Source organism: Alcaligenes sp. Marseille-Q7550, from assembly GCF_965112015.1.
On record NZ_CBCOPU010000001.1, the window covers coordinates 314,068 to 326,581 of the forward strand.

Below are 12,514 nucleotides of genomic sequence, written 5' to 3' on the forward strand. Positions count from 1 at the left end.
GGGTTCGACAATCGTGGTTCAGGAACGGGGGGCGGCGGGGTGCTGCGGCGCGCCCAGCTTTACCGCGTCCTGGTTGCGTTGGGAGAATTGTCGGGGCTCTCGGCCCTGCTCGCTGGGAGGCGTGCCGAAAAAGCCCTGTCCAAAGGCCAGGACGGCTACATTCGCCAGCAGGATCAGTATGAAAAGCAGTCGCATCCCCGACACCGGAAAGAAACAGTTCAGCGGACGATTGTACGGGGTCGCGCCGGGAAGTTCATCCGTTTAATCAGTCTTTACGTATCCGGATGTGGGAATCCATGGCTTTTTTTGCCGCCGGATCGCCGGATCGCCGGACCGCCGGACCGTCCAAGGCAATAACAGTCCCTTGAGGATGTCCCGGACCCAGGGCAGTCCCTGCGGACTGCCAAGCCAGGTCATGCCCTGGTCAAGCCCGCATACAGGGCCAGCCCGTGCAGCGTCGGCGTGTCCAGCTCCTGGATGGGAGGCGTGCGCACGCCCAGCAGCCGGCAATGGTCTTGCAGCTGGTCATGCAGCTCGTGCTGGATCAGGGCCCGGCCGCCGCCCGCCAGAAAGACCAGCGGGGGCGTTCCGAAGCGGCGCCGCCCTTGTTCCCACTGGCGCAGCACGGCGCCGGCCTGGGCGGCGGCCACGCCGGTGCTGATGGCGGCCATGGTGTTGGTGGGAAAGGAGGCCACGCGCCCGTGGGCTTCGGGCAATTGGGCGGTGTTCTGCTTGAGCGAAGCCAGCATCAGGCTCGGGCCGGGCAGGATGGAGCCGCCCATGAAGCGGCGCTCGCCGTCCTGGACGGGGCTGAGCAGATCGACGGTGGTGGCCGTGCCGAAGCTGACCAGCAAGGCGGCCTGCGCCGGGCTGGCCTGGCCGTTCAGCAGGTCGCACAGTCCGAGCAGGGCCGCCCAGCGGTCCGCGCCGAGCTGGCCGGGTTGCTCATAGCCGTTGGACAGTCCGAAGGCGCGCGCTTCGCTGTGCAGCCAGCGCACGGTGCCCAGGCCCAGGCTTTGCACGGCGGCGTCGATCTGGGCCTGCACGAGCGGGCCCGCCACATTGACGCCGATCGCCCCGCCGCCGTGTCCGCGCATGTCCTGCAAGGGCGCATGGCCGGCCTGCAGCCAGGCGGCCAGTTGGTCCAGCTGGTCGGCGTGCAGGGAAACCGGCGCCGCTTCGCGCGCGCCGCTAAGGGGGTGGCGCCAGCCCAGCTTGATGCGGGTGTTGCCGGAGTCGATCAGCAAAGTCATGCCGGGCCAGTCGGTTGGGGAAAAGCGCCAGTATAGCGATCAGCGCTGGGGACGTACGGAAACCTCGCCCACGGTGATGGCGCGCTCCGTCCTGTCGGGATGGCGCAGCAGCAACTGGCCCGATTCATTGATGCCGGTGACGACGCCGGTGTGCAGGATCTGGCCGTTGTCCATGATGTGCACATGCTGGCCCACCAGTGCGTCCACCTGGGCGTAGCGTTCGGGAAGGTCGGCAAAACCCTGGGCGGTGACGTGGTTCAGGCTCAGGTAGCAGGACTGGGCGACCTTGGCGACGATGTCCGAACAGCGGGTCAGCGCGGCCTGCGCGGAGTGCTCGGAGATGCCGCTCCAGTCGGCCACGGCGCGTTGTGTGCGCTGGCTGAGATCGACGGCGTCCTGCAGATTGATGCCGATGCCGATGATGACGACGTGATGGTCGCTGGAGCTGGGCGCGGCGCTGGCGCGCGTGGCCTCGACCAGGATGCCGGCCAGCTTGGCCTGGTCCCACATTACGTCGTTGGGCCACTTCATGGTCAGGCGGCGCCTCGGGGCCGGCTCCAGGCACAGGCGCAGCGCCTCGCAGGTGGCCATGCCCGCCAGCGGCGAGAGCGTGGGCAGTTGGCGCGCCGGCAGGAAGATGTCGAAGGCGCAGGAGAACATCAGGTTGGCGCCGACGCGATTCTGCCAGGTGCGCCCGGCGCGGCCGCGACCGCGGCTTTGCAGGTGGGCGCCCAGCAGCCAGGGCCGCACGCGCGGGCCGGTCTCCTGGCGCGCCAGGTTCAGCAGGTCGGCATTGGTGGACTCGGTGGAGTCCAGCCAGCGGATCTGGTTGAAATGCGGCAGTCGGATGCGCAGCTCGGCGATCATGTCCCGGGGACTGGGCAGGGCGAATTGAGAAGAGGTGTTCATGACAATCCGGTACACTGGATGGGCTTGGCATAATCTTATTTGATATTTGGTCTGAACATGTCTGAACGCGTGGATACGATTCAATTTTCCGGCGCTGCCGGGGTCATCGACTGTGCTCTGGACTGGCCTGCCGCCGAGCCGCGCGGCTGGGCATTGATCCTGCATCCCCATCCCCTGCATGGCGGAGCGCGGGACAATAAAGTGGTCACTACCTTGTCGCGCTGCGCCACCCAGCAGGGGCTGCTGGCGGTGCGCCCCAATTTCCGCGGCGTGGGCCTGTCGGCCGGCGAATTCGACCGGAGCCGCGGCGAGACCGCCGACATGCTGCAATTGATCGAGCAGTTCGGCGCCCGGTTTCCCCAGTGGCCGGGCGGCCCCTGGCTGCTGGCCGGTTTTTCCTTCGGCACCGCCGTGGCCGCGCAGGTGCATGCGAGCCTGCGCGAAGCGGGTGCGCCGCTGCCCCAGGCCCTGGTGCTGACCGGCACCGCCGTCAACCGTTTCCGTTTCCGCCAGGTGCAGCCTGCGGCCGACACCTTGCTGGTGCATGGCGAACTGGACGACGTGGTGCCCCTGGCCGAGGGTATGGAGTTCGCCCGCGAGCACCAGCTGCCCATGGTGGTGCTGCCCGAGGCAGGCCATTTTTTCCACGGCAAGCTCATCCAGTTGCGCGACGTGGTCAATCGCCATCTTGCCTCGCTTGGAACTTAAGCCGCCTTTTGTTTTCAAATCGTTGCGTTTTCATTTGCGGATAGGCGGCCGGGCGCGCTCACAGGCCCGTAGGGCTCTGCCATAATGGGCCCTTTCCGCCCCATTCGCGGCTTCCAATCTCTCCCAGCCATGACCTCTGCAAAAAAACTTGTCTCTCCGATTCTCTCTCGTTGCGTGGTGGCGCTCGCCCTGTCGCTGCCCGTGCTGGTCCAGGCCCAGACTGCGGCCCAACCCGTCGCGCCGGCCGCGGCGACGGCCGGTGCGGCGGCTTTGCCGGGCGATCTGTCCATCGTGCCGGCCCCCGGCCTGACGGCGCGCGCCTGGCTTTCCATGGATGTGAACAGCGGCCAGGTGATCGCCGCCGAGGGCATAGACGAGCGCGTGGAGCCGGCCTCGCTGACCAAGCTCATGACCGCCTACCTGGTGTTCGACGCGCTGGAGTCCGGCCGCCTGAAGCTGGACCAGCCGGTGAACATCTCGGAGAAGGCCTGGCGCACCGAAGGCTCGCGCATGTTCGTCAAGGCCAACACCCAGGTGCCGGTGGACGAGCTACTGCAGGGCGTGATCGTGCAGTCGGGCAACGACGCTTCCGTGGCTCTGGCCGAAGCCGTGGCCGGCAGCGAATCGGCCTTTGCCGCGCTGATGAACGAACAGGCCGCTAAGCTGGGCCTGAAGGCCACGCACTTCGTCAATTCCACCGGCCTGCCCGATCCCGAGCACCTGACTTCGGTGCGCGACCTGGCCACGCTGGCTGCCGCGCTGGTGTCGCGCTTTCCGCAGTACCTGCACTACTACAGCCAGAAGGAATTCACCTACAACAATATCAAGCAGCCCAACCGCAACCGCCTGCTGTGGCTGGACACCACGGTGGACGGCCTTAAGACCGGCCATACCCAGTCCGCCGGCTATTGTCTGGTGTCCACCGCCTTGCGCGACGGCCGCCGCGTGGTGTCCGTGGTGGTCGGCACGGCCAGCGACGCCGCCCGTACCGAGAACAGCCTGAAGCTGCTGAACTGGAGCTTCCAGAACTTCGAGACGGTCAAGCTCTATGATGCCGGCAACCCTGCCGTGAACGCCCGCGTCTGGGAAGGCGCGGTGGAGAACGTGGGCCTGGGTACGGCCGAGCCGCTGTGGCTGACGGTGCCGCGCGGCAAGTCGGCCGACATCAAGCCCGTCGCCCAGTACACCCAGCCGCTGGTCGCGCCCCTGAGTAAGGGGGCCAAGGTCGGCACCCTGACCCTGTCCCTGGATGGCAAGACCCTGTCCGAGCAGCCGCTGGTGGTGCTCGAGGACGTGCCCGAGGCGGGCTTTTTCGGCCGCATGGTCGACAAAGTGCTGCTGATGTTCGAATAAGTTTTCCCGTGCGAGACCGAACCCATGATTCCTGGTATTGATCCCGACAGCATCGTCTACCTGAACGGCGATTTCGTGCGCCTGGGCGAGGCGAAGATCTCCGTGCTGGACCGCGGCTTCATCTATGGCGACGGCATCTACGACGTCGTGCCGGCCTACCATGGCAAGCCCTTCCGCATGGACGGGCACCTGAATCGCCTGGAGCGCAGCCTGGCCAAGGTCGGCATCGCCAATCCCTTCACGCGCCGCGAATGGGAAAAGCTGGTGCTGGACATGCTGGCCCGATCGGGTCGCGGCGGCGACTGCATGGTCTACATCCAGGTCACGCGCGGCGTGGCCAAGCGCGACCATGCCTTTCCCAAGGATGCGGCCCCCAGCGTGTTCATCATGGTCTCGCCTTTCCAGCGCGTGCAGGCCGAGCGCGAGAACGGACTGACCGCCATCGCCATCGAGGACGTGCGCTGGCTGCACTGCGACATCAAGTCGGTGTCGCTGCTGGGCAATGTGCTGGCCAAGCAGGAGGCCGTGCAGGCCGGCGTGGACGAAGTCATCCAGTTCCGCGACGGCTTCCTGACCGAAGGCGCCTCCTGCAACATCTGGATCGTGCGCGAGGGCACCTTGCTGGCGCCCATGCGCAACAACCTGATCCTGGAAGGTGTACGCTATGGCCTGATGGAAGAGTTGGCCGCGCAGGCCGGCATTCCGTTCCAGGCGCGCCGGATTTCCCGCGAGGAAGTCGACGGCGCCGACGAGATCCTGATGACGGCGGCCACCAAGGAGGTGCTGCCCATCGTTATGTTCAACGGCCGTCCCGTCGGAGACGGACGGCCCGGCCCGGTCTTTGCCAAGTTGCGCGAAGGCTACGACAAGGCCATCCAGGCAGTGGAGCACGCATGACTATTTCCCCTGAAGAATCCCTGATCGAATACCCCAGCGACTTTCCCATCAAGGTCATGGGCCAGACCCACGATACCTTGCTGGAAGAGCTGCTGGCCATCGTGCGGGAATTCGATCCCGACTTCGACGCTTCGACCGTCGAGCAGCGCCCCAGCAAGGCCGGCAACTACACCGGCCTGACCTTCACCGTGCGCGCCACTTCGCGCGAACAGTTGGACAATCTGTATCGGGCCCTGCATGCGCATCATCTGGTGCGCGTCGTCCTGTAAGCGGAGCTTCCTCCAGCATGTCCGACGTTCCTCAGGTCAAATGGCTTGCCGGCCCAGCCGACTATGGTCCGGTCTGGCAGGCCATGCGCGATTTCACCGAACAGCGCCAGCCCGATACCCCTGATGAAATCTGGCTGGTGGAGCACAGGCCTGTCTATACGCAAGGGCAGGCGGGCAAGCCCGAGCACCTGCTCAACCCCGGCGGCATTCCCGTGGTGCAGACGGACCGGGGCGGACAGGTCACGTACCACGGCCCCGGGCAACTGCTGGTGTATTGCCTGTTCGATTTGCGTCGCGTCGGCCTGTACGTCAAGGAATACGTGAACCTGCTCGAAGAGGCCGTCATTGCCTGCCTGACGCATTTCGGCGTGGCGGGCGCCTGCCGCAAGCCCGGCGCGCCGGGGGTCTATGTGCCGCTGCGCCAGGGAGGCGAGGGCTTGGCCAAGATCTCGGCGCTGGGCATCAAGATCCGCAACGGCCGCTCCTACCATGGCCTGGCCCTGAACGTCGCCATGGACCTGGCGCCGTTCGGCGGCATCAATCCCTGCGGCTACGAAGGCCTGCAGACCACCGACATGCGCTCGGAAGGGGCGGACATCACGCTGGAGCAGGCGGCGCAGTTCCTCTGTGCGCACCTGTCGCAGGCCATGGCGCAGCGAATCCACGCCATGGCGGCCTGATCAGCGGCCCGTGAATACGGCGGCCCGCTTTTCGATGAAGGCGTCTATGCCTTCGCAGGCATCCTCGCTCATCATATTGCCGGCCATGACCTGGCCGGCGTAATCGTAGGCCTGTTCCAGGGGCAGGCTGCGCTGCTTGTAGAACATGGCCTTGCCGGCGCGCACGGCCACCGGGCTCTTGGCCAGGATGCGCTGCGCCAGGTCCTGCACGGCCTGGTCCAGTTGCCCGTCGGGCACGGCGTGATTGATCAGGCCCAGTTCCTGGGCGCGCTGGGCGCTGATGAAGTCCCCGGTCATCAGCATCTCCATGGCCGCCTTGGGCGGCACGCAGCGCGACAGCGCCACGGCCGGCGTCGAGCAGAACAGGCCCACATTGATGCCGGAGACCGCGAAGCGCGCCGATTGCGCGGCTACGGCCAGGTCGCAGCTTGCCACGAGCTGGCAGCCTGCGGCGGTCGCCAGGCCTTGCACGCGGGCGATCACCGGCACCGGCAGCTTCAGCACGCCCTGCATGACGCGGCTGCAGCGCTGGAACAGGTCCAGGTAGTAGTCGTGATCAGGATGGGCGCGCATCTGCTTCAGGTCATGACCGGCGCAGAACGCCTTGCCCTCGGCCTGCAGGATCACGCATTGCAGCTCGCGGTCCTGCGCCAGCGTGTTCAGGATGTCCTGCAAGGCCTCCAGCACCTCTTCGGATAGCGCGTTGTACTGTGCGGGCCGATTCAGCGTGATGCGGGCCAGCCCGTCTTGCTGATGCAGTTGCACCGGGGCCGTGTTTTGTTCATGGGGCATGCGAGTCTCCGTACTTGTAGTATGCGCAGGTTCTACTCGGCAGCGTTGCTGCTTTGACGCGCCAAGCTCTATATTGAAGGGGCTTATGAGCAAACTATGGCCCCGCTTCTAGGCGCTTGTAAAGCTTGGGGCTACAATCGACCGATGACCGCTTCGCGGCACAACCGCGGCGCAGCACGCTGTTTACTACCCTTACGCCTATGACCACCCCTGTAGACACCCCCGTCGAACACAAACCCACCGTCCGTCCGCGCACAGTCGAGTACGACGCGACGCAGAAGCAGAAGGCCGAGGCCAAGACCTCGCGCATTCCGATCAAGGTCGTCCAGGCGGAGCGTCTGAAGAAGCCGGACTGGATCCGCGTCAAGGCGGCGGCCCCCAATTCCCGCTTCTACGAGATCAAGGAAACGCTGCGCGAGCACAAGCTGTTCTCGGTCTGTGAAGAAGCTTCTTGTCCCAACATCGGCGAATGCTACGGCAAGGGGACGGCCACCTTCATGATCATGGGCGACAAGTGCACGCGCCGCTGCCCGTTCTGCGACGTGGGCCATGGTCGTCCCGATCCCCTGGACAAGGACGAGCCGGTCAATCTGGCCAAGGCTATCGGCGCCATGAAGCTGTCCTACGTGGTGATCACCTCCGTGGACCGGGACGATCTGCGCGACGGCGGCGCCGCTCACTTCGTGGAGTGCATCCGCCAGGTGCGCGAGCATTCGCCCAAGACCACCATCGAAGTCCTGGTGCCGGATTTCCGCGCCCGCCTGGAGCGCGCCCTGGGCATCCTGGGCGCCTGCCCGCCGGACGTCATCAACCACAACCTGGAAACCGTGCCCCGCTTGTACAAGCAGGCCCGTCCCGGTTCGGATTACCATCACTCGCTCAAGCTGCTGCAGGAATTCAAGAAGCTGCATCCGGAAGTGCCGACCAAATCGGGCCTCATGGTGGGCCTGGGCGAAACCAACGAGGAAATCCTGGACGTCATGCGCGACATGCGCGCCCACAATGTGGACATGCTGACCATCGGCCAGTATCTGCAGCCGTCGGGCCACCACCTGCCCGTCATGCGTTACGTTACCCCGGAAGAGTTCGCCATGTTCGAACGCGAAGCCTACGCCATGGGCTTCACGCACGCCGCCGTAGGCGCCATGGTGCGGTCCTCGTACCATGCGGACCAGCAGGCCCATGCCGCGGGCGTGCAGTCCTGATGCCTGTTCTTGCCTAGGCTTTCCCGCAGGAAGGCGCATAAAAAACCCGGCTCATGTGCCGGGTTTTTTTGGGAGCCGTTCCGCTGTGCAGGCTGGACCGGCTTGCTTGACGGGCCGTCGCTGCCATCAGGCCCCCGCGGCCAGGCAGCGTGCCGACAGGCTTTCTATATAGGGCTCGATGACGGCATCGTAGTCTTCCACGCCCAGATACCAGGCTGTCAGGCCGGATTCGTCCAGCTTCAGGTCGGTCCAGCAGAACAGGGAGCGATCGAACGAGTCCTTGATGGTTTCGTCGACCAGCTTGAACAGATCTTCCAGCAAAGGCAGGCAGGCCAGCGGCACGGCCAGGGGCGTGGCGCCCTCGAATTGCCAGGCATATTGCTGGATCAGCTCCGAAGACCACAAGGCATGTTGTTCCTCGGCGCTCAGGGCGGGATCGGCGGGAGTCAGGGGCATGATGGCGTGTTTCTTCTATCTATATATAGAGTGGTGTCAGGGTCCGGTGGCCAGCCACTGGATGGGGGCGACGCCTTGTTCGGTCAGCCAGTCGTTGGCCTGGCGGAAGTGGCCGCAGCCGATGAAGGGTACGGGCGGCCGGCGGGCGGACAGAGGCGAGGGATGGTTGGCGGCCAGGATCAGGAAAGGGCCCTGCGAGTGCTGGCGAATCAGTTCCGCCTTGGCCTGGGCGTGCGCGCCCCACAACATGTAGGCGATGGGGCGGGTGTTCTGGCGCGCCAACTGGATGAGCAATGCGTCCGTGACCGACTCCCAGCCTTTCTTGGCATGAGAAGCGGGCAAGCCGTCTTCCACGGTCAGAGTCGCGTTCAGCAGCAGCACGCCCTGGCGCGCCCAGTTGCTCAGGTCGTGGCTGACCGGTTCGGGCTGGCCGGGGTACTCCTGCTGCAATTCCTTGAGAATATTGCGCAGGCTGGGCGGCGCCGGACAGGTATCAGGCACGGAAAAGGACAAGCCTTGTGCCTGGTTGGGACCATGATAGGGATCCTGCCCCAGGATGACGACGCGGACCTCGTGCAGCGGCAATAATTGCAAGGCTCGAAAAGGCGCGCGCGGATAGATGGTGGCCCCGTCGGCGCGTTCCTTGTCCAGCCAGGCCGATAGTGTACCGAGGGTGGCCTGCAGTTCCGGGCTGTCCAATGCCGCCTGCCAGTCCGCAGGCAAGCGGGCGACATGGGACAGGACGCTGCCTTCCAGCGCATTGCCCGCCAGCATGTCGTCGCCAATCAGGCTGAGCTGCTCCGTGGAGCGGGGAGAAGGGGAACGAGCCATGATGATGATCGCTTGTTGATTGTCTCTGTATTGTAAGGCGGGAGCAGGCTGCCACTGTAAGTATCCGTTGACCGGAGGCAAGCAAAGGCCGGCGCTTCCTTTCTGCTATATGAAACCCATCTTATAGATAGAGGACTAGGCGGCGGCAAGGGGCGAGTCTGTCGATCGGCAAAGGCGGCAGCCTGTCAGCAAGGCGGAGCGTACAGATGCGGGCAGGCTGGGATGGGGCTCAATGATGGCGGACATCCTGGTTTCAGCCTGGCCCATGGCGTCAAAGTTCGCTTAAGCGAGGGAGGGCAGAGCGTCACACTTTTCCAATTTGGGCGGCGGAATTTTATTTACATTTGGTTTCTTTTTCGAGTTTCTTGTTTTCTTTCATGGGGTTGAAGCTGGGTTTCAGGGAAATCCCTAGATGCGCTTGAAATATGCTTGTCAAAAAGCTTGCGTTCGCGAAAAACACCGTGCTATAGTTTCTTTCTTGCTGCAGCGAACGGGGTTTTCCCGGAGCGATGCGGCAAGCGGATTGAACGGCTTTCACCGCCTTGGCCCAGAGGCCCGCACCGAAAGCGTTCAAGCTGAAGCAGAAAAGAAAACTTGCACGGATTTAAATTCTTGTGTTATAGTTTGAAGTTCTGCAAACGAGACGGCAATGCTAAGTGTTCGGATTGGAAGATTTAGCATTGCGGCTTGTGAAGGGGTTCAAGCAGTACGGAGCTTTGGGTTCCGGTCAGGCAGGAACGAGTTGGGTGGTCAATAAAACTTCCCGGCGAACTTCAAAAAAAATGCTTGACACGCTGCACGAAACACTTCATAATCTCGTTTCTCTGCTGCTCCAACAGCAACGCTGATGTGGCGATGCTAAGGCAGCCGGGACGACAGGCAACTGTCACTGCTCTTTAACAATTAACAGCCGATAAGTGTGGGCGCTTGGCATGAGCGGGCCGAATCCCTTGATGGGAATCGCCACAAGTTTGTATCAAGTGCTCACAGACGAAAAATGAAGATTTACCTTGTGTAAACTCTGAATTTTTCTTTGAGACACAATCGGTCTCGTCGCAAGACGGGACAACCACAGAGATTGAACTGAAGAGTTTGATCCTGGCTCAGATTGAACGCTAGCGGGATGCTTTACACATGCAAGTCGAACGGCAGCGCGAGAGAGCTTGCTCTCTTGGCGGCGAGTGGCGGACGGGTGAGTAATGTATCGGAACGTGCCCAGTAGCGGGGGATAACTACTCGAAAGAGTAGCTAATACCGCATACGCCCTACGGGGGAAAGGGGGGATCGCAAGACCTCTCACTATTGGAGCGGCCGATATCGGATTAGCTAGTTGGTGGGGTAAAGGCCTACCAAGGCGACGATCCGTAGCTGGTTTGAGAGGACGACCAGCCACACTGGGACTGAGACACGGCCCAGACTCCTACGGGAGGCAGCAGTGGGGAATTTTGGACAATGGGGGAAACCCTGATCCAGCCATCCCGCGTGTATGATGAAGGCCTTCGGGTTGTAAAGTACTTTTGGCAGAGAAGAAAAGGCGCCCTCTAATACAGGGCGCTGCTGACGGTATCTGCAGAATAAGCACCGGCTAACTACGTGCCAGCAGCCGCGGTAATACGTAGGGTGCAAGCGTTAATCGGAATTACTGGGCGTAAAGCGTGTGTAGGCGGTTCGGAAAGAAAGATGTGAAATCCCAGGGCTCAACCTTGGAACTGCATTTTTAACTGCCGAGCTAGAGTATGTCAGAGGGGGGTAGAATTCCACGTGTAGCAGTGAAATGCGTAGAGATGTGGAGGAATACCGATGGCGAAGGCAGCCCCCTGGGATAATACTGACGCTCAGACACGAAAGCGTGGGGAGCAAACAGGATTAGATACCCTGGTAGTCCACGCCCTAAACGATGTCAACTAGCTGTTGGGGCCGTTAGGCTTCAGTAGCGCAGCTAACGCGTGAAGTTGACCGCCTGGGGAGTACGGTCGCAAGATTAAAACTCAAAGGAATTGACGGGGACCCGCACAAGCGGTGGATGATGTGGATTAATTCGATGCAACGCGAAAAACCTTACCTACCCTTGACATGTCTGGAAAGCCGAAGAGATTTGGCCGTGCTCGCAAGAGAACCGGAACACAGGTGCTGCATGGCTGTCGTCAGCTCGTGTCGTGAGATGTTGGGTTAAGTCCCGCAACGAGCGCAACCCTTGTCATTAGTTGCTACGCAAGAGCACTCTAATGAGACTGCCGGTGACAAACCGGAGGAAGGTGGGGATGACGTCAAGTCCTCATGGCCCTTATGGGTAGGGCTTCACACGTCATACAATGGTCGGGACAGAGGGTCGCCAACCCGCGAGGGGGAGCTAATCTCAGAAACCCGATCGTAGTCCGGATCGCAGTCTGCAACTCGACTGCGTGAAGTCGGAATCGCTAGTAATCGCGGATCAGAATGTCGCGGTGAATACGTTCCCGGGTCTTGTACACACCGCCCGTCACACCATGGGAGTGGGTTTCACCAGAAGTAGGTAGCCTAACCGCAAGGAGGGCGCTTACCACGGTGGGATTCATGACTGGGGTGAAGTCGTAACAAGGTAGCCGTATCGGAAGGTGCGGCTGGATCACCTCCTTTCAGAGCGAAGGTCCCGCAAAGCGAAAGCGTCCACACTTATTGGCTGTTAGTTAGGTCATGACCATAGGGTATCGCCCACTGGTGACAGATGGGTCAGTAGCTCAGTCGGTTAGAGCACCGTCTTGATAAGGCGGGGGTCGTTGGTTCGATTCCAACTTGACCCACCACGATTACCTCGGGGGATTAGCTCAGCTGGGAGAGCACCTGCTTTGCAAGCAGGGGGTCGTCGGTTCGATCCCGTCATCCTCCACCACCGCCCCTGCCGGGCGGTACGGCGACAGTACTAGACGTCATGACATGAGCGGGGCGCGCCCGGGGTTCACCTGGTCGACGCGAGATTCAACGAAGAGCGTTCTTTTGCAAGAGCGCTGCTCGTTGGGTTATGCGACCCACGATCTGCTCTTTAACAATCTGGAAGAAGCACAACGAAGGTGTGTTGTCTGATACGCATCGACTCTTTGGAGGCGGTGTAGACAATGCACGGGTTGTGATTGCAACACGAACAATTTATGTTCAACAAGTTCTCAAAAATATAGACGTTGTCC

Annotated in this window: 12 protein-coding genes, 2 tRNA genes and 1 rRNA gene; 9 read left to right on the forward strand and 6 right to left on the reverse strand. The window is 62.3% G+C overall.

Annotated features, from left to right (window positions below; genetic code table 11):
• Positions 1–18: 18 nt before the first annotated feature.
• From ACWPWO_RS01465 to ACWPWO_RS01475, 3 genes are all read right to left on the reverse strand, one after another.
• Positions 19–195, reverse strand: coding sequence for a hypothetical protein (locus ACWPWO_RS01465; RefSeq protein ID WP_454003861.1), 177 nt, complete (start codon positions 193–195; stop codon positions 19–21).
• 218 nt (positions 196–413) lie between these two features.
• On the reverse strand, positions 414–1,253 hold the full coding sequence (locus tag ACWPWO_RS01470; RefSeq protein WP_454003863.1) for a type III pantothenate kinase: 840 nt from the start codon (positions 1,251–1,253) through the stop codon (positions 414–416).
• A gap of 39 nt (positions 1,254–1,292) precedes the next feature.
• Positions 1,293–2,162, reverse strand: coding sequence for a biotin--[acetyl-CoA-carboxylase] ligase (locus ACWPWO_RS01475; RefSeq protein ID WP_454003865.1), 870 nt, complete (start codon positions 2,160–2,162; stop codon positions 1,293–1,295).
• A 57-nt stretch (positions 2,163–2,219) separates the two neighbouring features.
• Between ACWPWO_RS01475 and ACWPWO_RS01480 the strand changes: the two genes are divergently transcribed.
• The 5 genes from ACWPWO_RS01480 to lipB all read left to right on the forward strand — a co-directional run bounded on the left by ACWPWO_RS01480 (position 2,220) and on the right by lipB (position 6,069).
• A complete protein-coding gene (locus ACWPWO_RS01480; RefSeq protein ID WP_454003867.1) occupies positions 2,220–2,870 on the forward strand; it encodes an alpha/beta hydrolase in 651 nt (216 codons plus the stop codon).
• A gap of 129 nt (positions 2,871–2,999) precedes the next feature.
• Positions 3,000–4,223, forward strand: coding sequence for a D-alanyl-D-alanine carboxypeptidase family protein (locus ACWPWO_RS01485; RefSeq protein ID WP_454003869.1), 1,224 nt, complete (start codon positions 3,000–3,002; stop codon positions 4,221–4,223).
• 24 nt (positions 4,224–4,247) lie between these two features.
• The gene (locus tag ACWPWO_RS01490) at positions 4,248–5,120 is read left to right on the forward strand and encodes a D-amino acid aminotransferase (protein WP_454003871.1); all 873 of its coding nucleotides are present in this window, start codon (positions 4,248–4,250) and stop codon (positions 5,118–5,120) included.
• Entirely contained in the window at positions 5,117–5,389 is a 273-nt protein-coding gene (locus tag ACWPWO_RS01495; protein ID WP_454003873.1) for a DUF493 family protein, read from the forward strand. Before ACWPWO_RS01490 ends, ACWPWO_RS01495 begins: the two co-directional genes overlap by 4 nt.
• Positions 5,390–5,406: 17 nt before the next feature.
• Positions 5,407–6,069, forward strand: a complete 663-nt coding sequence (gene lipB / locus ACWPWO_RS01500) for a lipoyl(octanoyl) transferase LipB (protein WP_454003875.1) — start codon at positions 5,407–5,409, stop codon at positions 6,067–6,069.
• On the opposite strand, the gene ACWPWO_RS01505 is transcribed toward lipB, so the two are convergent.
• Positions 6,070–6,861: an enoyl-CoA hydratase gene (locus tag ACWPWO_RS01505; RefSeq protein WP_454003877.1), complete on the reverse strand. Its 792-nt coding sequence runs from the start codon at positions 6,859–6,861 to the stop codon at positions 6,070–6,072.
• A gap of 200 nt (positions 6,862–7,061) precedes the next feature.
• On the opposite strand from ACWPWO_RS01505, the gene lipA reads away from it, so the two are divergent.
• Positions 7,062–8,066, forward strand: coding sequence for a lipoyl synthase (lipA, locus tag ACWPWO_RS01510; RefSeq protein WP_454003879.1), 1,005 nt, complete (start codon positions 7,062–7,064; stop codon positions 8,064–8,066).
• A 126-nt stretch (positions 8,067–8,192) separates the two neighbouring features.
• Here lipA and ACWPWO_RS01515 read toward each other — a convergent pair whose 3' ends face one another.
• Together ACWPWO_RS01515 and ACWPWO_RS01520 are read right to left on the reverse strand one after the other, a co-directional pair.
• Positions 8,193–8,522 (reverse strand): hypothetical protein, encoded by a 330-nt coding sequence (locus ACWPWO_RS01515; protein ID WP_454003881.1) that lies wholly within the window; start codon positions 8,520–8,522, stop codon positions 8,193–8,195.
• 36 nt (positions 8,523–8,558) lie between these two features.
• Positions 8,559–9,353 carry a uracil-DNA glycosylase gene (locus ACWPWO_RS01520; protein ID WP_454003883.1) on the reverse strand — a complete coding sequence of 265 codons (795 nt, stop codon included), beginning with the start codon at positions 9,351–9,353 and terminating at the stop codon, positions 8,559–8,561.
• Positions 9,354–10,433: 1,080 nt separating this feature from the next.
• Between ACWPWO_RS01520 and ACWPWO_RS01525 the strand changes: the two genes are divergently transcribed.
• The 3 genes from ACWPWO_RS01525 (at position 10,434) to ACWPWO_RS01535 (ending at position 12,222) form a co-directional block, all read left to right on the forward strand.
• Positions 10,434–11,969 (forward strand): 16S ribosomal RNA (locus ACWPWO_RS01525).
• 90 nt (positions 11,970–12,059) lie between these two features.
• Positions 12,060–12,136, forward strand: a tRNA-Ile gene (locus ACWPWO_RS01530).
• Between the two features lie 10 nt (positions 12,137–12,146).
• Positions 12,147–12,222 (forward strand) — tRNA-Ala (locus ACWPWO_RS01535).
• Positions 12,223–12,514: the final 292 nt, after the last annotated feature.